This is a genomic window from Pseudomonas faucium, assembly GCF_021602585.1.
Lineage (GTDB): Bacteria > Pseudomonadota > Gammaproteobacteria > Pseudomonadales > Pseudomonadaceae > Aquipseudomonas > Aquipseudomonas faucium.
In genome coordinates, this window is the sequence record NZ_BQIP01000003.1 from 182,512 (window position 1) to 201,336 (window position 18,825).

Sequence of the window (18,825 nt, forward strand, 5' to 3'; positions counted from 1 at the left end):
GAGATCCACCACCGATGAGCACTTTGCAACCCGCACGCCAGCTGCTGCCCGGCTTGTTGGCCATGTCCTGCGCCCTCCCCGTGTACGCCGCCGAAGGCGGTTTCATGGAAGACGCCAAGGCCAGCCTCAACCTGCGCAACTTCTACATCAACCGCAATTTCGTCGACCCGGCCCACCCCCAGGCCAAGGGCGAGGAATGGACCCAGAGCTTCATCCTCGATGCCCGCTCGGGCTTCACCCAGGGCACGCTAGGCTTCGGCGTCGACGTGCTGGGCCTGTACTCGGTCAAGCTCGATGGCGGCAAGGGCACCACCAATACCCACTTGCTGCCGGTACACGACGATGGCCGCCCCGCCGACGACTTCGGCCGCCTCGGCGTTGCCTTGAAGGCCAAACTCTCCGAGACCGAACTGAAGGTCGGCGAGTGGATGCCGGTGCTGCCGATCCTGCGTGCCGACGACGGCCGCTCGCTGCCGCAGACCTTCCGCGGCGGCCAGCTCACCTCTCGGGAAATCGCCGGCCTGACCTTGTACGCCGGCCAGTTGCGCGGCAACAGCCCGCGCAACGACGCCAGCATGGACGACATGTCGCTCAACGGCCGCGCAGCCTTTACCTCCGATCGCTTCAACTTCGCCGGCGGTGAATACAGCTTCAACGACAAACGCACCCTGGTCGGCCTGTGGGACGCCCAGCTCAAGGACATCTACCGCCAGCAGTACCTCAACCTGGTGCACAGCCAGCCACTGGGTGAATGGACCCTGGGCGCCAACCTGGGCTACTTCATCGGCAAGGAAGACGGCGCCGAGCGCGCAGGGCAACTGGACAACCGCACGGCTTCGGCGATGCTCTCGGCACGGTACAAGGGCAACACCTTCTATGTCGGCCTGCAGAAAGTCAGTGGCGACGACGCCTGGTTGAGGGTCAACGGCACCAGCGGCGGCACCCTGGCCAACGACAGCTACAACTCAAGCTTCGACAATGCCAAGGAGCGCTCCTGGCAGGTGCGCCATGACTTCAACTTCGTGACGCTGGGCTTCCCGGGGCTGACCTTGATGAACCGCTACATCAAGGGCGACAAGGTGACGGCAGGCGGGGTCGACGATGGCAAGGAATGGGCGCGTGAGACCGAGCTGGCCTACGTGGTGCAGTCGGGGTCGTTCAAGGATTTGTCGGTGAAGTGGCGCAACTCGACCATGCGGCGGGACTTCAGCACCAATTCGTTTGATGAGAACCGCTTGATTGTGAGTTATCCGTTGAATCTGCTTTGAGGTTGCGGCCCCATCGCGGATGAAGCCGCTCCTACAACGGCCGCGCTGCCCTCCGTAGGAGCGGATTCATCCGCGATGAAGCCCACACAAATAAATAACTAAAACGAATAAATAAACAATAAATCCTTCATTGACGACATATGAGGTAACCGTTTAAATCGGCCTCTCTCCCCCGCCGCAGAGCCTCGACATGGACCTTCGCCAACTGCGCTACTTCATCGCCCTCACCGAGTACCGCAGTTTCGTCCGTGCCGCCGAAGCCATGGGCATCACCCAGCCGGCCTTCAGCCGCGCCATCCAGGGCCTGGAGCAAAGTTTCGGCTGCCCCTTGGTCGACCGCGCCAGCAAAGCCCTGCCGCCCACCCCCGAAGGCCTGGTGGTGCTGCAGCACGCCCGCCGCCTGGTACAAGGCGCTGCGCAACTGAGCAACGACGTGCTGCAAATGACCAAGCTCGACGCCGGCGAGCTGCACTTCGGCAGCGGCCCGGCGCTGGCCGTGCGCCTGGTGCCGCAGGCCCTGCAGCAGTTCATCGCGCGCCACCCCGGCATCCGCACCTCGCTGACTGTCGACAACGGCGAACGCCTGGGCCAGGCGTTGCGCCGCGAGCAGATCGAGTTCTTCGTCGACGACATCCGCCCTTTCGAAGCCGACCCCAATTTTCACACCGAGCCGCTCAGCCCTCGCCCGGGCCTGTTCTTCTGCCGCCCCGGCCACCCACTGCTGGCCAAGGACAGCCTGTCGACCAACGACCTGTTCGCCTACCCCCTGGCCAGCGCTTTGCTCACCCCTGGGGTGCGCAAGCGCCTGGCCAACCTGAGCGGGCGCAGCGATTTCACCCCGCACCTGCAGACCGAACACCTGGCCGTGCTGCGCAGCGTGGTGCAGGCCAGCGATGCCATCGGCACCGCCAGCGAAGAAGCGGTGGCCGACGACCTGGCCGCGGGCAACCTGGTGCGCCTGCACTGGCGCAACCTGCCGCCGGCACTGGAGGTGCTGAGCGTGCGCTGCGGGGTGGTCAGCCGCAGCGGCTATCGCCTGTCGCCAGCGGCGCGGGCAATGATCGAGACCCTGGTGGGGCTGGATATGCCGGTGCGAGCTGCTGCCATTCGCTGAGCTGATGATGCTTCGACTGCGGGCTATTCTCAGCAATAGTGGGCCAATGGCTACCCAAGGAGGCACAACAATGAAAAACCTCGTCGAACACCTGAGCCAGTACGCCGCCTACCACCGCGACCCGCGCAACATCGCCACCCACTTCGTCGGCATTCCGTTGATCGTGGTGGCGGTGACCATCCTGCTGTCGCGCCCAGGCTGGGACGTGGCAGGCATCTGGCTGTCACCCGCGCTGCTTGCCGCGGCCGCTTCGGTGTGGTTCTACCTGCGCCTGGACCTGCGCTTGGGGCTGGTGATGGGCCTGCTGCTGGGGCTGTGCCTGTGGGTTGGCCAGGCACTGGCGGCGCAAGGCACGGCAGTGTGGCTCAGTGCGGGGGTGGGTGCGTTCGTGGTGGGCTGGATCATCCAGTTCGTCGGGCACTATTACGAAGGGCGCAAGCCAGCGTTCGTCGATGATGTCAGCGGGCTGATCATCGGGCCGTTGTTCGTGGTGGCGGAAGCGGGGTTCATGCTGGGGCTGTGCCCGAATCTGAAGCGTGCCGTGGAGGCCAATGCCGGGCCGGTGGCGCTGCGCTCTGTGTAGGAGCGGCCTTGTGTCGCGACAGGGCTGCGCAGCGGCCCGAGTTTTCAGCTTCGCCGCAATGATCGAAGGGGCCGCTTTGCGGCCCTTTCGCGACACAAGGCCGCTCCTACAGCGGTTGCGTGACGCCGAGGGTTACTTCCTCGACTCCACACCCAACTCATCCCACACCGACTCGGCCAGGTGGAAGGTGGCATTGGCCGCCGGAATCCCGCAGTAGATCGCGCTCTGCATCAGCACTTCCTTGATCTCCTCGCGGGTCACGCCGTTGTTGGCCGCCGCACGCAGGTGCAGCTTGAGCTCGTCGTTGCGGTTCATGCCGATCAGCATGGCAATGGTGACTAGGCTGCGGGTGTGCCGCGGCAGGCCCGGGCGGGTCCAGATATCACCCCAGGCGTGGCGGGTGATCATCTCCTGGAACTCGCCATTGAAGTCGTTGAGCTTCTCCAGGCTGCGGTCCACATGGGCATCGCCCAGTACCGCGCGGCGTACCTGCATGCCGGCGTCGTAACGTTGTTTCTCGTCCATCGGATACCTCAGCGGGCCAGCAAAAAATCGAGCACGCGGCGGCTGAAGGCCTCGCCGATCTCGACGTTGGACAGGTGCGCAGCCGGGAACTCGGCATAGGTGGCACCGACGATGTTGGCCTGCATGAAGCGGCCATGTTCCGGGGTGGTGACCACGTCCTCGGTGCCGGCGACGATCAGCGTCGGCACCTGGATGCGGCCCAGCTGCTCACGGAAATCGGCATCGCGCACCGCCGCGCAGTTGGCGGCATAGCCCTGGGGCGAGGTCTGCGCCAGCATCTGGCAAATGCGCTGCGCCTGCTCAGGCTGGGCCTTGGCAAACGCCGGGGTGAACCAGCGGGCGATGGAGGCGTCGCGCAAGTCGGCCATGGCTTGCTGGCCGCCCTTGAGCACGGTGTCGATGCGGGTGTTCCACACCTCGTCGTTGGCAATTTTCGCCGCTGTGTTGCACAGGGTCAGGCTGTGCAGGCGCTGGCCGGCATGGATGCCCAGCCACTGGCCGATCAGGCCGCCCATCGACAGGCCGACGAAGTGCGCGTGGGCGATATCCAGGGTATCGAGCAGCGCCAGCACATCGCGGCCCAGCTGCTCGATGCGGTAAGGGCCCTCGGTCACCAGCGAGGCGCCATGGCCGCGGGTGTCGTAGCGCAGCACGCGAAAATGCTCGCTCCACAGCGGGATCTGGCTGTCCCACATGCCAAGGTCGGTGCCCAGCGAGTTGGACAGCACCAGCACCGGGGCATCTTCCGGGCCATCGAATCGATAGTTCAGTACGCCATCGGCCAGTTGCAATTGCGCCACAGCGGTCTCCTTCAGGCAGTGAAACGTTGATGTTCAGCCACCGCTCGCGCCACCCAGACGCGGGCCTGGCCGAGGTAGTGGGCGGGGTCGAGCAGGCGGTCGAGTTCTTCTGCCGACAGCTCGGCGCTGACCTGCGGCTCATCCCCCAGCACGGCACGCAAGTGGCGCTGCTCGGCGACGGCACGCTGGCAGCATTGCTCCAGCAGATGGTGGGCGCGGTCACGGCCCAGGCGCTGGGCGAGGACGATGCTCACCGCCTCGGCCAGCACCAGGCCCTGGGTCAGGTCGAGGTTGCGGCGCATGCGTTCGGCGTCCACTTGCATGCCTTCGGCGATCACCTGTGCCTGGCGCAGGGCACCGGACACCAGGCAGCAGATATCCGGCAGCGTTTCCCACTCGGCATGCCACAGGCCCAGGCTGCGTTCGTGCTCCTGGGGCATGGCGGCATACAGCGTCGAAAGCAGGCCCGGCACGCGCGTGGCGGCGCCGATCAGCACCGCCGCGCCCACCGGGTTGCGCTTGTGCGGCATGGTCGACGAGCCGCCCTTGCCCGGCGCCGAAGGCTCGAACACCTCGCCCGCCTCGGTCTGCATCAACAGGCTGATGTCGCGGCCGAACTTGCCCAGGCTGCCGGCGATCAGGCCCAGCACCGAGGCAAACTCCACCAGGCGGTCTCGCTGGGTGTGCCAGGGTTGTTCCGGCAGGTTCAGCTTGAGGTGCGCGGCCAAGGCCTCGGCCACCGGCATGGCCTTGCTGCCCAGTGCGGCCAGGCTGCCGGAAGCCCCGCCGAACTGCAGCACCAGCAAGCGCGGGCGCAGCTCCTGCAGGCGTTGGCGGTGGCGCGTGAGGGCGCCGAGCACACCGGCCAGCTTCATGCCCAGGGTCACCGGCGTGGCATGTTGCAACCAGGTGCGCCCCACCAGCGGGGTGTCGGCATGCTGCAGGGCCTGCTGCGCCAGGGTGTCGGCCAGCTTGGCAAGGTCGGCTTCGATCAGCTCGAGCGCGGCGCGCAGCTGCAGCACCAGGCCTGTGTCCATGGCGTCCTGGCTGGTGGCGCCCAGGTGCACGTAACGCTCGGCTTCCGGCACGCCGCTGGCGATCACCTTGCCCAACGCCTTGACCAGCGGTATGGCCGAGTTGCCCGCCGTGGCGATGGCATCGGCCAGCGCACGGGTGTCGTAGCGCTCGGCCTGGCAGGCCGCTTCGATGGCCGCTACCGCGCTGTGCGGCACCAGCCCGGCGCTGGCCTGGGCACGGGCCAGGGCCGCTTCGAAGTCGAGCATGCCCTGCAGGCGGCCACGGTCGCAGAACACCTCGCGCATGGCCGGGGCGGTGAAGTAGGCGTCGAACAGTTGGTTGCTCATGCAGCGTCCTTAGTCGTCATGGTGCAGGTACGCCGCTTGTTTCGGCAGCCGCAGGCTGAACAGGAAGGCGATCGCCATCATGGCGGTCACGTACCAGTAGAAGGTGTTCTCCATGCCCATGGTTTTCAAGCCCAGCGCCACGTATTCGGCCGAGCCGCCAAATACCGCGTTGGCCACCGCATAGGCCAGGCCCACGCCCAGCGCACGCACTTGCGGCGGGAACATCTCGGCCTTCACCAGGCCACTGATCGAGGTGTAGAAACTGACGATGCACAGCGCCAGGGTCACCAGCACGAAGGCCATGAACGGGCTGCTGACGGTCTTCAGTGCCATCAGCAGCGGCACAGTGAACAGCGTGCCCAAAGCGCCGAACAGCAGCATCGAGTTACGCCGGCCGATGCGGTCGGAGAGCATGCCGAAGAACGGCTGCAGCACCATGAACAGGAACAGTGCGCCGGTCATCACGAAGCTGGCGTTCTTCGCCGTCATGCCGGCGGTATTGACCAGGTATTTCTGCATGTAGGTGGTGAAGGTGTAGAAGATCAGCGAGCCGCCGGCGGTGTAGCCGAGCACGGTGATGAAGGCCGCGGCGTGGTTGCGGAACAGGCCCTTGATCGAGCCTGCGTCCTTGTCCTTGCGGGTTTCGGCGCTGCTGGTCTCGTGCAGCGAACGGCGCAGCATCAGCGAGATCAGCGCGGCGATGGCGCCGACCACGAACGGAACGCGCCAGCCCCAGGCGCGCAGCTCGTCTTCGCTGAGCAACTGCTGCAGCACCACCACCACCAGCACGGCCAGCAACTGGCCGCCGATCAGGGTGACGTACTGAAACGAGGCAAAGAAGCCGCGCTGCCCACGCAGGGCCACTTCACTCATGTAGGTGGCGGTGGTGCCGTATTCGCCGCCCACCGACAGGCCCTGGATCAGGCGCGCCAGCAACAGCAGCGCCGGCGCCCAGGTGCCGATGGCGGAATAGGTGGGCAGGCAGGCGATCATCAGCGAGCCGAAACACATCATCAGCACCGAGATCATCAGCGAATTCTTGCGCCCGTGGCGGTCGGCCAGGCGGCCGAAGATCCAGCCGCCGATGGGGCGCATCAGAAAGCCTGCGGCGAACACCCCGGCCGTGTTGAGCAGCTGCACGGTGGGGTCGTCGGAGGGGAAGAAGGCCGGGGCGAAGTAGATCGCGCAGAAGGCATAGACGTAGAAGTCGAACCATTCCACCAGGTTGCCTGAAGAGGCGCCGACGATGGCGAAGATGCGCTTACTGCGTTCTTCGCCGGTGTAATAGGCTGAGGTCATGACGGTTTTACTCCTGGAGGGTCCTAGGTAAGTCTAGACATACCTAGTAACACACTCGTTCCGCTGTGGGGCTGGCCATTAGCCTTGTGTCGTAAGCACCGGCCTCATCGCCGGCAAGCCGGCTCCCACAGGGATAGGCGTGGTTTTCCCTGTGGGAGCCGGCTTGCCGGCGATGAGGCCGGGTAGATCAAACTCGCTCGATGGCCAACGCCAAGCCTTGGCCAACGCCCACGCACATGGTCGCCAGGCCCTTGCGCCCACCACGCTTCTCAAGCTGGTGCAACGCGGTCAGCACCAGGCGCGCCCCGCTCATGCCCAGCGGGTGCCCCAGGGCAATCGCGCCGCCATTGGGGTTCACCTGCGGCGCATCATCGGCCACACCCAGTTCACGCAGCACTGCCAGGCCTTGGCTGGCGAAGGCTTCGTTGAGCTCGATCACATCGAAATCACTCACCGCCACGCCCAGGCGCTCGGTCAGCTTGCGCACCGCCGGCACCGGGCCGATGCCCATCACGCGTGGCGCCACGCCGGCACTGGCCATGCCCAGCACGCGGGCCCGCGGGGTCAGGCCGTGCTTCTTCACCGCCTCGGCCGAGGCCAGGATCAAAGCTGCGGCGCCGTCGTTGACGCCCGAGGCGTTGCCGGCGGTGACCGTCTTGTCCGGGCCATTGACCGGCTTGAGCTTGGTCAGCGCTTCAAGGGTGGTGTCCGGGCGCAAATGTTCATCGCGTTCGACCACAGTCTCGCCCTTCTTGTGGGCAATGCGCACCGGCACGATCTCTTCGGCGAAAAAGCCTGCAGCCTGGGCCGCCGCGGCCTTCTGCTGGCTGCGCAGGGCGAAGGCGTCCTGGTCGGCGCGCGACACCTGGTAATCGTCGGCCACGTTGTCGGCGGTTTCCGGCATCGCGTCCACGCCGTACTGGCTTTTCATCAGCGGGTTGATGAAGCGCCAGCCGATGGTCGTGTCTTCGAGCTTCATGTTGCGCGAATAGCCACTCTCGGCCTTGCCCATGACGAACGGGGCGCGCGACATGGACTCCACGCCACCGGCGATGGCCAGCTCCATTTCACCACTGGCGATGGCACGGAACGCGGTGCCGATGGCATCCATGCCCGAGGCGCACAGGCGGTTGAGGGTCACCCCCGGCACGCTTTGCGGCAGGCCCGCCAGCAGCAGCGCCATGCGCGCCACGTTGCGGTTGTCTTCACCGGCCTGGTTGGCGCAGCCGAAGAACACTTCGTCGAGCTGGTCCCACTGCACGTTCGGGTTGCGCTCGATCAGCGCCTTGAGCGGTACCGCCGCCAGGTCGTCGGCACGCACACCGGCCAGGGCGCCACCGAAGCGGCCGATCGGGGTGCGGATGGCGTCACAGATGAATACGTCGCGCATCAGGCTTCTCCTGCCACCTGGCCATGGGCCGCGGCGGTACGGGCTTCGAGGTCGCGCAGCGCGCCCAGCTCGGTTTCCGTTGGCGCGGCGGTGGTCTGCACATCGTCGGCGAAACGGATGGCCCAGCCGGTGGCGGCGACGATCTGCTCACGGGTCACGCCTGGGTGGATGGCAGTGACGATGAATTCGTGGGTGCCGGCTTCCGGCTCCATGATGCACAGGTCGGTGATGATGCCGACCGGGCCTTCGCCTGGCAGGCCGAGGCGCTTGCGCGAATCGCCGCCTTCACCGTGGCCGACCGAGGTGATGAAGTCGAGCTTGTCGACGAAGGCCCGTGGCGACTGCTTGAGGATGATCAGCACCTGCTTGGCCGAGCCTGCGATCTCCGGCGCGCCGCCGGCACCTGGCAGGCGGGTCTTGGGCGCGTGGTAGTCACCGACCACGGTGGTGTTGATGTTGCCGAAGCGGTCGACCTGGGCGGCGCCAAGGAAGCCGACATCAATGCGCCCGCCTTGCAGCCAGTAGCGGAAGATCTCGCCGGTCGGCACCACGGTGTCGGCGGTTTCGGCCAGCTCGCCATCGCCGATCGACAGCGGCAGCACGCTCGGCTTGGCCCCGATCGGGCCGGACTCGTAGATCAGCACCACGTCGGGCGACGAGGTCAGGCGCGCCAGGTTGGCGGCCTTGGACGGCAGGCCGATGCCGACGAAGCATACAGCGCCATTGCGCAGGCGGCGGGCGGCGGCCACGGTCATCATTTCAGAGGTGGAGTAGCTCATTGTGCAGCCTCCGCGGTGCTGGCCAGCTTGGCCTTGAATGCGTTGAAGTCGGCGGTGCCACGGATGTAGGTGTCGATCCAGGCGGTGAACGTTTCGCGGTTGCGCGCGATCGGGTCCCATGCCTGGTAGAAGCGGTTGTCACGTTCGTAGTAGCCGTGGGCATAGGACGGGTGGGCGCCACCGGGCACCAGGCACACCGCGCTGAGGGCCCAGGTCGGCAGCACGCAGGCGTTCATCGGCGCCTGCAGGTCATCGACGATTTCCTCGACGGTGACGATGCAGCGCTTGGCCGCCAGGGCCGCTTCCTTCTGCACGCCGAGGATGCCCCAGAGCAGCACGTTGCCCTTGCGGTCGGCCTTCTGCGCGTGGATCACGGTGACGTCCGGGCGTACCGACGGCACCGCCGCCAGCACTTCGCCAGTGAACGGGCAGGTGACGCTCTTGATCAGTGGGTTGACCTTGGGCAGGTCGGAGCCGGCGTAGGCACGCAGCACCGCGAACGGCAGGCCGGAGGCACCGGCAACGTAGGCGTTGGCGAGGTCGGCGTGGCTGTGCTCCTCAATCTCGATGGCGTGCGGCCACTGCTTCTCGACGGCATCGCGCAGGCGGTGCAGCGAACCGACACCCGGGTTGCCGCCCCAGGAGAAGATCAGCTTGGAGGCGCAGCCGGCGCCGATCAGCTGGTCGTAGATCAGGTCCGGGGTCATGCGCACCAGGGTCAGGTCGCGCTTGCCCTGACGGATGATCTCGTGGCCGGCGGCAGTCGGGATCAGGTGGGTGAAGCCTTCGAGGGCGACGGTATCGCCATCCTGGATGAACTGCTTCACGGCTTCGTGAAGCGGGAGAATTGCAGCCATTTGGAGACTCCTGGTCAGGGTGCTACGTTGCGTTCAGATTAAGGAGAGAGGTGGGGGCCTTACAATCCGATAATCGACTATTCGTGCGATTATCGAACTGATTATTGCCCCCCTACCTATCTCCGCCTGGCCCACTCACGTGGCGTCGGCGTGGCTGACCAAGCCCTTCACGATCACCCCGACCGTCGCCAATGCCGCCGGCACCAGCAGCGCCGTCAGCACCTGTTCGAAGTTCCAACCAAGACCCAGCAACGTCGCCCCGCTCCATGCCCCCAGAATGGCGCCGAAGCGGCCGATGCCGAGCATCCAGGACACCCCGGTGGCACGCCCCTGGGTCGGGTAGAAGCGTGCCGCCAGCGAAGGCATGGCCGATTGCGCGCCGTTCACGCACATGCCGGCAACCAGCACCAACGTGGCCAGCACGGTGATGTTGCCCAGGCTCTGCCCCACCGCATAGGCGAACACCCCCGCCAGCAGGTAGAACACGCCAATGACCTTGTGCGGGTTGAAGCGGTCCATGGCCCAGCCCACCGCCACCGCGCTGAGCACGCCACCGAACTGGAACAACGCACCGATGAAGGCGGCCTGCTCCATGCTTGCGCCACTGTCGCGCATCAGCGTCGGCAGCCAGCTGGTCAGCAGGTAGACGATCACCAGGCCCATGAAGTAGGTCAGCCACAGCAGCAGCGTGCCCAGGCCGTAGGTGCCGGAGAAGATCACCGCGAACACGTTGCGCGCGGCCACCACCTTCTGCTCCGGCACGCTGAAGCTGCCCGCCTGGGCCACGATGGCCGGGGCGATCGGCGCCAGGGTCTTGCGCACCTTGTCATTGCCGCGGTTGCGCACCACCAGAAAGCGCGCCGACTCCGGCAGCCAGAACAGCAGCACCACCGCCAGCAGCAATGGCAACACCCCACCGACCACCAGCAAGCTGTGCCAGCCGTAAGCCGGGATCATCTTGGCGGAAATGAAACCACCCCCGGCCATGCCCAGGTTGAAGCCGCAGAACATGCTGGTGACCAGCAACGACTTGAGGCGCTCGGGGGTGTATTCGGAGAGCAGCGTGGTGGCATTGGGCATGCCGGCCCCCAGGCCCAGTCCGGTAAGAAAACGCAGCACCAACAATTGGTCGACGTTGCTGGCATAGGCCGAGGCCAGGCTGAAGCCACCGAACACCAGCACCGCTGCCACCAGCACGCCCTTGCGGCCGAAACGGTCGGCCAGCGGCCCCGAACCCAGGGCGCCGAACACCATGCCGATCAGCGCGGCGCTCATCACCGGGCCAAGGCTTGCGCGGTCGATGCCCCACTCCTGGGACAATGCAGGGGCGATGAAACCCATGGCCGCGGTGTCCAGGCCGTCGAGAAAGACGATAAGAAAGCAGAGCATCACCACCCGCCACTGATAACGCGACAGCGGTTGTTCATTAATGAAGGACTGTACGTCGAGGCAATGCCCGACTGCGTGGGGTTTGTTCATTGTTGTTATCCAGAAGTTGGGCACGGGCGGGCCACTGCAACAGTGCAGGGGCAAGTACGGGCAAGTGCGAGCTTGGGTCAGCCTGGAAACAACGGCACTGCAAGCGGGTGCGGCCGCGGCAGCGAAGGGACAGTGAGCATGAAGGTGCGCCTCTTATGTTTTTCTTGTTCGGTCGGCAAGGCCGACCGTTGCGAGAGACATTAATCAGCGAACGGAGGGGGTGCAATTCACCGGGAACGACACTGTGCGTTTATCGAACAGGAAACAGTGCCGGGGGGGCCGCAAAGCGACCCCATAGCGCATTTCAGCCAAACAGCTGATGGCAAAGATCGCGGCTGGCCGCCAGCAAAATCGGCAGGAAACGCTGCTCCAGTTCGCTGCGGCTCACCCGCCCGACATGGGTACTGACATTCAGCGCCGCCAGCACCTGGCCCGAAGCGTCGTAGATCGGCACCGCGATCGAGCGCAAGCCCTGCTCCAGCTCCTGGTCGACCACGCACCAGCCTTGCGCCCGTACCTGCTGGATGCAGGCGAACAGCGATTCGGCGTCATGCAGGGTGCGGCTGGTGCGGGCCTTGAGGTCGGCGCGATCGAGGTATTCGCGCAGGCTGGTGTCGTCCATCGCCGCCAGCAGGATGCGCCCCATCGACGTGCAATAGGCCGGCAAGCGCCCACCCACCGACAGGTCGACCGAGATCAGCCGCTCGACCGTGGCCGAGCGCGCTATATAAAGGATGTCGTCGCCTTCGAGGGTGGCCATGTTGGCCGCCTCGTGGAGTTGGTCGCTGATGCGGTCCAGGTAGGGCTGGGCCGATACCGCCAGCGGCGTCGAGGACAGATAGGCGTGGCCCAGGGTCAGCACCTTGGGCAGCAGCGAATAGGTGCGGCCATCGGTGGTGGCGTAGCCAAGCTTGATCAGCGTGTGCAGGCAGCGGCGCACGGCGGCCCGGGGGATTTCGGTGCGGTGGCTGATCTGGGCGATGGTCAGGTGGCGCTTGCGCTCCTGGAAGGCCTGGATCACCGCCAGCCCCCGCGCCAGCGAGGTCATGAAGTCGGGGTCGCCGGTAAAGGCCTGGATACGCTTGGCCGGCGAAGCCACGATCGGCGGCGCCAGTGCCGGCGAACTCGGGCGGGGCGCCTCGGGGTTGTCGGATTCGTTGGCCTGGGTTTGGTCGCTCATCGCTCACCTCAAAAAAATCGCTAGCTCGTGCGATTATCGAACGAACGGCCGATAATCGCAATTGACCGCTGACAAATTTACTTATACCTTTCTCCTGCCACTTGTGGCTTCTTTGGAGAGACTGGTCAGGTACCCACCGTAGAAGTCCCGGGCAGCGGCCTCGCCTAGTGCGAGGCCGTTTTTGTTTTCCCCGTCTGCCCTGCCTCACCATCGTGCTGAACTTTACCCCGCCTTGTTCGCTCAAAGTTTGCACACGCCGGCAACTTGCACACCGTGATGTCAACGGGACGTAAATAACCCTGTTTGGCACTTTATCGATTGCTATAATCGATTCTGCTGGCACCGATCGATACACCGGCACTGCAGGCATTACCGACATCGGCCATCCAGCACACTCAGTGCATGGGCAACTAGCGCCTGCATACAACATCAGCACTATTACGCATTCAGGTATTACTGTGACGAAAGAAGAACTGCGCGCGGAACTCGAGCGCCAGGCTGAACGTTACAAGGAAGTTTACGGTGGCGAAGTCACCACCTACGCCGCTCAACCCGACCCGGAACGCAAACCCTGGCGCAAACGTGCCACGGTTCAGGATCAGGTGTTCAGCCAGGAACTGGAAAAGATGGAAAAGGAACTGCGCAGCGACGAGCCCTGATCGCTGCCAGGCCCCTTGCGGCGCGCCGATCTTTACCGATCGGCCGCCGATGAAATGGAATTACACAAATTTCATACAAGCGTTTGAACAGTGGAACGCCCTGGCCGTTTTCGTAAATTTGGCGAAATTCATCTGATTTTGTGTTTTTTAGCGGAACTTTTTCCGTTTCAGCACGTCATTTCAGGCACTGAGAGGCGCTTCACAAGCCTGCCGCTGGTCTGCAGTGGGTGCATCGATTGCCAAGGTTTTCTGGCATAATCCCGCCCCCCTATGACCGCCAGACAACCTTCATGATCGATTTATTCAGCGGACTGGATGCCTGGGTATTGGTGAGCCTGCTGCTCGCCTTGACCTTCGTGCTCGCCTTCGAGTTCATCAATGGCTTTCATGACACCGCCAACGCGGTAGCCACCGTCATCTATACCAAAGCCATGCCACCGCACCTGGCCGTATTCTTCTCCGGGGTGTTCAACTTCCTCGGCGTTCTGCTCGGCGGTGTCGGCGTGGCCTATGCCATCGTCCACCTGTTGCCGGTGGAACTGCTGATCAACGTGAACACCGGCCATGGCCTGGCCATGGTCTTCTCGTTGCTGGCCGCGGCCATCACCTGGAACCTGGGCACCTGGTACTTCGGCATCCCCGCCTCCAGCTCGCACACCCTGATCGGCTCGATCCTCGGTGTGGGCCTGGCCAACGCCATGATCAACGACATCCCCCTGGGTGATGGCGTCAACTGGCAGAAGGCGATCGACATCGCCATGTCGCTGGTGGTCTCGCCCATGGCCGGCTTCGCTGTCGCAGCCCTGTTGCTGCTCGGCCTGAAGTGGTGGCGCCCGCTGTCGAAGATGCACAAGACCCCGGAGCAACGCCGCAAGCTCGACGACAAGAAGCACCCACCTTTCTGGAACCGCCTGGTACTGGTGATTTCGGCCATGGGCGTGAGCTTCGTGCACGGCTCCAACGATGGCCAGAAAGGCATCGGCCTGATCATGCTGGTGCTGATCGGTATCGTGCCGGCCAAGTTCGTCCTCGACCTGAACAGCACCACCTACCAGATCGAGCGCACCCGTGACGCCACCACCCACCTGAGCCAGTTCTACCAGCGCAACGCCGGCACCTTGGGCGAGTTCCTGGCACTGGGCAAGGCCCAGCCAAGCGACCTGCCGGAGCAGTTCAGCTGCAACCCGCAGCAGACCGAGCCGACCATCGCTGCGCTGCAGACCTCGCTGCAAGGTGTGACCGACTACCGCGCCCTCAGCGCCGACAAGCGCGTCGAAGTGCGCCGCTACCTGCTGTGCCTGGACGACACGGCGAAGAAGGTCGGCAAGCTGCCAGGCCTGGAAGCCCGTGAAAAGGCTGACCTGGAGAAGCTGCGCAAAGACCTCACCGCCACCACCGAATACGCCCCGTTCTGGGTGATCGTGGCCGTCGCCCTGGCCTTGGGCCTGGGCACCATGGTTGGCTGGAAGCGTGTGGTGCTGACCGTGGGCGAGAAGATCGGCAAGCAAGGCATGACTTATGCCCAGGGCATGTCGGCGCAGATCACCGCGGCCTGTGCCATCGGCCTGGCCAACGTGTTTGCCCTGCCCGTGTCGACCACCCATGTGTTGTCGTCCGGTGTGGCCGGCACCATGGTCGCCAACAAGAGCGGCCTGCAAGGCGGCACGGTGAAAACCATCCTGCTGGCCTGGGTGCTGACCCTGCCTGCCTCCATGGGCCTGGCTGCCGGCCTGTTCTGGCTGGCGTCCAAGGCGCTGGGCTAAGCAATACCGCTGCCATGAAAAAGGCGCCCTCGAGGCGCCTTTTTCATTGGCTTGCCTGGCCACCTCGCCCCCTGTGGGAGCCGGCTTGCCGGCGATGAGGCCAGCGCAGGCAGCTAGCGCTTCTTGCCCCCCAACAACGACCCCATCAACCCCCGCACCAACTGGCGCCCCAACTGGTTCGCCGCCTGGCGCACCGCCGACTTGATCGCCTGCCCCGCCGCACTCTGCAAAAACTCCCCAGCCTTGTCGGCCAGGCTTTCTTCATCCGCCTTGGGCACCGGCGCCGGCTCCACCGGCTCGCCCTTGCGCTGGGTGAGCATTTCATACGCCGACTCCCGATCGATCGGCTTGTCATAGCGCCCCAGCAACGGCGACCCGGCAATCAACGCGGCCCGCTCGGCCGCGCTCAATGGCCCGATACGCGACTGCGGCGGTGCAATCAGCACCCGCTGCACCATCGCCGGGGTGCCCTTTTCCTCCAGGGTGCCGACCAGCGCCTCGCCGATGCCAAGCTCGGTGAGCACCGCCAGGCTGTCGAACGCAGGGTTGGGGCGAAAACCATCGGCCACCGCGCGCAACGACTTCTGCTCCTTGGCAGTGAACGCACGCAGGCCATGCTGGATACGCAAGCCCAGCTGGGCCAGCACGGTATCGGGCAGGTCGCTCGGCGACTGGGTGACGAAATACACCCCCACGCCCTTGGAGCGAATCAGCCGCACCACCTGCTCCAGCCGGTCCTGCAGCGCCTTGGGCGTGCCATTGAACAGCAGGTGCGCCTCGTCGAAGAACAGTGCCAGCACAGGCTTTTCGGCATCGCCGCGTTCGGGCAACTGTTCGAACAGTTCGGCCAGCAACCACAGCAGGAAGGTGGCATAGACTTTGGGCGCGTCGTGCACCAGCCGGCTGGCATCGAGCAGGTGGATACGCCCGCGCCCATCGCCGTCGGGCCTGAGCAAGTCTTCCAGTTGCAGCGCCGGCTCGCCGAACAACGCCTCGGCGCCTTGCTGCTCCAGGGTTGCCAGGCGCCGCAAGAGGGCCTGGGTCGAGCCGCTGGTCATCAAGGCGCTGTCATCGCCGAGCAGTTGCGGGTTGTCCTTCAGGTGCGCGAGCAGCGCTTTGAGGTCTTTCAGGTCGAGCAGCAGCAGCCCTTCCCGGTCGGCCACCTTGAATGCCGCATAAAGAGCGGCCTGCTGGCTGTCGGTCAGCTCCAAGAGATTGCCGAGCAACAACGGCCCCATTTCGCTGAGGGTGGTGCGCAGCGGATGGCCGGATTGCCCGGCGATGTCCCACAAGGTGACCGGGTAGGCACGCGGCCCATAATCGAGCCAGGGCATCCCGGCTATGCGCTCGGCCACTTTGCCCTGCGGGGCGCCGGCGGCGCCAAGGCCACACAGGTCGCCTTTGACATCCGCCGCGAACACCGCCACGCCAGCATCGCTGAACACTTCCGCCAGGTGCTGCAAGGTCACGGTCTTGCCGGTACCGGTGGCACCCGCCACCAACCCATGGCGATTGGCCAGGCGCATGGCTTGCTTGACCGGCTCGCCATCCGTGCCTGCGCCGATAACTATGGTCGAAGAATCCGACATCTTTTTGATCCTCTTCTCAAGCTTTAACACTTAGTGGCCGATACCTCGGGGTGATATTCGCCATTGAAGACAGGAACAACCCAAAGGACTTCCCGGGATGTTGCACTGTTTTACTGCTGTATTCGTGCGAACGCCCGATAAAAACCTTAGCGGAACCGATTACGCCATGAACAAAAGCCTTCGTTTCAGCCACAAGATTCTTTTGGCGGCATCACTGATCGTGATGCTCGCCTTCAGCCTGTTTACCCTCTACAACGATTACCTCCAGCGTAATGCGATCCGCGAGAATCTGGAGAATTATCTGGCTGAAATGGGCGAGTCCACTTCGACCAACATTCGCAACCTGTTCGAAGGCCGCATCAAGTTGGTGGAAAACCTGGCGCAGAACATTGCCCAGCAACCCGACCAGGCCGAAACCCTGATGGGCCAGCGCGCACTGATCTCGAGTTTTCTGACGGTCTACCTGGGCAAGGTCGACGGTGGCTTCAGCGTGCGCCCCGACTCCAAGATGCCCGACGGCTACGACCCGCGCACCCGCCCCTGGTACAAGGACGGCATGAACGCCCAGGGCGTGACCCTCACCGAACCCTACATGGACATGACCACCAACAAGATGGTCATCGGCATCCTCAGCAAGGTTTCCTCCAGTGTTGGCGTGGTCGGCGGTGACCTGGCCCTCGACGGCCTGGTGCAGATCATCAACTCGCTGAACTTCGGCGGCATGGGCTACGCCTTCCTGGTCAACGACCAGGGCAAGGTGCTGGTTCACCCCGACCAGCAGATGGTCATGAAGTCGCTGTCGGACCTGTTCCCGCAGCACACGCCGAAACTGTCCGGCGAGCTGACCGAAGTGCAGGCCGACGGCCAGACCCGCCTGCTGACCTTCACCCCGATCAAGGGCCTGCCTTCGGCCAACTGGTACATCGGCCTGTCGGTGGACAAGGACAAGGCCTTCGCCATGCTCAGCACCTTCCGCACCTCGGCGGTGATCGCCACCGTGGTGGCGGTGGTGATCATCATCGGCCTGCTGGGCCTGCTGATCCGCGTGCTGATGCAACCGCTGCTGACCATGACCCGCGCCATGGAAGACATCGCCGAAGGCGAAGGCGACCTGACCAAGCGCCTGAGCATCCACAACCACGACGAGTTCGGCGTGCTGGGCACCGCCTTCAACCGCTTCGTCGAGCGGATCCACGGCTCGATCCGCGAAGTGTCCTCGGCCACCGAGCAGGTCAACGAAGTGGCCCTGCGGGTGATCAGCGCCTCCAACTCGTCGATGACCAACTCCGACGAGCAGTCCAACCGCACCAACAGTGTCGCCGCCGCCATCAACGAACTGGGCGCCGCCGCCCAGGAGATCGCCGGCAACGCCGCCCAGGCCTCGCAACACGCCACCTCTGCACGCCTGCTGGCCGAGGAAGGGCAGCAGGTGGTCGAGCGCAACATCGCGGCGATGAACCGCTTGTCCGACCTGATCGTCACCTCTAGCGCGCACATCGAGACGCTCAACAGCAAGACCGTCAATATCGGCCAGATTCTCGAGGTGATCACCAGCATTTCCCAGCAGACCAACCTGCTGGCGCTGAACGCCGCGATCGAAGCCGCACGTGCCGGTGAAGCCGGCCGCGGTTTCGCCGTGGTGGCCGATGAAGTGCGCAACCTGGCCCACCGCACCCAGGAATCGGCGCAGCAAGTGCAGAGCATGATCGAAGAGCTGCAGGTCGGCGCCCGCGAGTCGGTCGAGACCATGGGCCAGAGCCAGCGCCACAGCCAGGACAGCGTGCAGATCGCCAACCAGGCCGGTGAACGCCTGGACAGCGTCACCGTGCGCATCGGCGAGATCGACGGCATGAACCAGTCGGTGGCCACGGCCACCGAAGAGCAGACCGCCGTGGTCGACTCGATCAACATGGACATCAACGAAATCAACATGCTCAACCAGGAAGGCGTCGAGAACCTGCAGGCCACCCTGCGCGCGTGCTCCGACCTTGAACAGCAGGCCTCGCGCCTGAAGCAGCTGGTCGGCAGCTTCCGCATCTGACCCGCGCTCATCACCGCCAAGCCGGCTCCCCACCCAGCCCTGTGGGAGCCGGCTTGCCGGCGATGGCTGCCCCCTCCCCCCAACTCAACCCGATCGAACAAACTATCCTTCAGGAAGGTCAACCTTTAGGCGCGT

16 protein-coding genes and 1 pseudogene are annotated in these 18,825 nt (G+C 64.7%); 7 read left to right on the forward strand and 10 right to left on the reverse strand.

The window, feature by feature from the left end:
* Window positions 1–14: 14 nt before the first annotated feature.
* The 3 genes from L6D75_RS05655 (at window position 15) to L6D75_RS05665 (ending at window position 2,965) form a co-directional block, all read left to right on the forward strand.
* Window positions 15–1,268: an OprD family porin gene (locus L6D75_RS05655; protein ID WP_236193443.1), complete on the forward strand. Its 1,254-nt coding sequence runs from the start codon at window positions 15–17 to the stop codon at window positions 1,266–1,268.
* A gap of 190 nt (window positions 1,269–1,458) precedes the next feature.
* Complete coding sequence (locus L6D75_RS05660; RefSeq protein ID WP_176511866.1) at window positions 1,459–2,382, forward strand: LysR family transcriptional regulator; 924 nt, start codon at window positions 1,459–1,461, stop codon at window positions 2,380–2,382.
* Between the two features lie 70 nt (window positions 2,383–2,452).
* Window positions 2,453–2,965: an Mpo1 family 2-hydroxy fatty acid dioxygenase gene (locus tag L6D75_RS05665; protein WP_176511867.1), complete on the forward strand. Its 513-nt coding sequence runs from the start codon at window positions 2,453–2,455 to the stop codon at window positions 2,963–2,965.
* A 132-nt stretch (window positions 2,966–3,097) separates the two neighbouring features.
* Here L6D75_RS05665 and pcaC read toward each other — a convergent pair whose 3' ends face one another.
* The 9 genes from pcaC to pcaR all read right to left on the reverse strand — a co-directional run bounded on the left by pcaC (window position 3,098) and on the right by pcaR (window position 12,638).
* Complete coding sequence (gene pcaC, locus L6D75_RS05670; RefSeq protein ID WP_176511868.1) at window positions 3,098–3,490, reverse strand: 4-carboxymuconolactone decarboxylase; 393 nt, start codon at window positions 3,488–3,490, stop codon at window positions 3,098–3,100.
* 8 nt (window positions 3,491–3,498) lie between these two features.
* Window positions 3,499–4,290, reverse strand: coding sequence for a 3-oxoadipate enol-lactonase (pcaD, locus tag L6D75_RS05675; protein ID WP_176511869.1), 792 nt, complete (start codon window positions 4,288–4,290; stop codon window positions 3,499–3,501).
* An 11-nt stretch (window positions 4,291–4,301) separates the two neighbouring features.
* Window positions 4,302–5,654: a 3-carboxy-cis,cis-muconate cycloisomerase gene (locus L6D75_RS05680; protein WP_176511870.1), complete on the reverse strand. Its 1,353-nt coding sequence runs from the start codon at window positions 5,652–5,654 to the stop codon at window positions 4,302–4,304.
* Window positions 5,655–5,663: 9 nt separating this feature from the next.
* On the reverse strand, window positions 5,664–6,953 hold the full coding sequence (locus L6D75_RS05685) for an MFS family transporter (protein WP_176511871.1): 1,290 nt from the start codon (window positions 6,951–6,953) through the stop codon (window positions 5,664–5,666).
* 187 nt (window positions 6,954–7,140) lie between these two features.
* Window positions 7,141–8,346 carry a 3-oxoadipyl-CoA thiolase gene (pcaF, locus tag L6D75_RS05690; protein ID WP_176511908.1) on the reverse strand — a complete coding sequence of 402 codons (1,206 nt, stop codon included), beginning with the start codon at window positions 8,344–8,346 and terminating at the stop codon, window positions 7,141–7,143.
* Window positions 8,343–9,122 carry a CoA-transferase subunit beta gene (locus L6D75_RS05695; RefSeq protein ID WP_176511872.1) on the reverse strand — a complete coding sequence of 260 codons (780 nt, stop codon included), beginning with the start codon at window positions 9,120–9,122 and terminating at the stop codon, window positions 8,343–8,345. Before L6D75_RS05695 ends, pcaF begins: the two co-directional genes overlap by 4 nt.
* Window positions 9,119–9,979 carry a CoA transferase subunit A gene (locus L6D75_RS05700; RefSeq protein ID WP_176511873.1) on the reverse strand — a complete coding sequence of 287 codons (861 nt, stop codon included), beginning with the start codon at window positions 9,977–9,979 and terminating at the stop codon, window positions 9,119–9,121. The genes L6D75_RS05695 and L6D75_RS05700 overlap by 4 nt, the downstream gene beginning before the upstream one ends.
* A gap of 135 nt (window positions 9,980–10,114) precedes the next feature.
* Entirely contained in the window at window positions 10,115–11,458 is a 1,344-nt protein-coding gene (gene pcaK / locus L6D75_RS05705) for a 4-hydroxybenzoate transporter PcaK (RefSeq protein ID WP_176511874.1), read from the reverse strand.
* Window positions 11,459–11,762: 304 nt separating this feature from the next.
* Window positions 11,763–12,638 carry a pca regulon transcriptional regulator PcaR gene (pcaR, locus tag L6D75_RS05710; protein ID WP_236193445.1) on the reverse strand — a complete coding sequence of 292 codons (876 nt, stop codon included), beginning with the start codon at window positions 12,636–12,638 and terminating at the stop codon, window positions 11,763–11,765.
* A gap of 458 nt (window positions 12,639–13,096) precedes the next feature.
* Between pcaR and L6D75_RS05715 the strand changes: the two genes are divergently transcribed.
* Window positions 13,097–13,297, forward strand: coding sequence for a hypothetical protein (locus L6D75_RS05715; protein ID WP_176511875.1), 201 nt, complete (start codon window positions 13,097–13,099; stop codon window positions 13,295–13,297).
* Between the two features lie 290 nt (window positions 13,298–13,587).
* Window positions 13,588–15,060, forward strand: a complete 1,473-nt coding sequence (locus L6D75_RS05720) for an inorganic phosphate transporter (protein WP_176511876.1) — start codon at window positions 13,588–13,590, stop codon at window positions 15,058–15,060.
* Window positions 15,061–15,173: 113 nt separating this feature from the next.
* Here L6D75_RS05720 and L6D75_RS05725 read toward each other — a convergent pair whose 3' ends face one another.
* The gene (locus L6D75_RS05725) at window positions 15,174–16,649 is read right to left on the reverse strand and encodes a helicase HerA-like domain-containing protein (RefSeq protein ID WP_176511877.1); all 1,476 of its coding nucleotides are present in this window, start codon (window positions 16,647–16,649) and stop codon (window positions 15,174–15,176) included.
* A 223-nt stretch (window positions 16,650–16,872) separates the two neighbouring features.
* Between L6D75_RS05725 and L6D75_RS27415 the strand changes: the two are divergent.
* Window positions 16,873–17,832, forward strand: a pseudogene (locus tag L6D75_RS27415) (cache domain-containing protein); the annotation flags it as partial.
* 93 nt (window positions 17,833–17,925) lie between these two features.
* Entirely contained in the window at window positions 17,926–18,690 is a 765-nt protein-coding gene (locus tag L6D75_RS27420) for a methyl-accepting chemotaxis protein (RefSeq protein ID WP_371871925.1), read from the forward strand.
* Window positions 18,691–18,825: the final 135 nt, after the last annotated feature.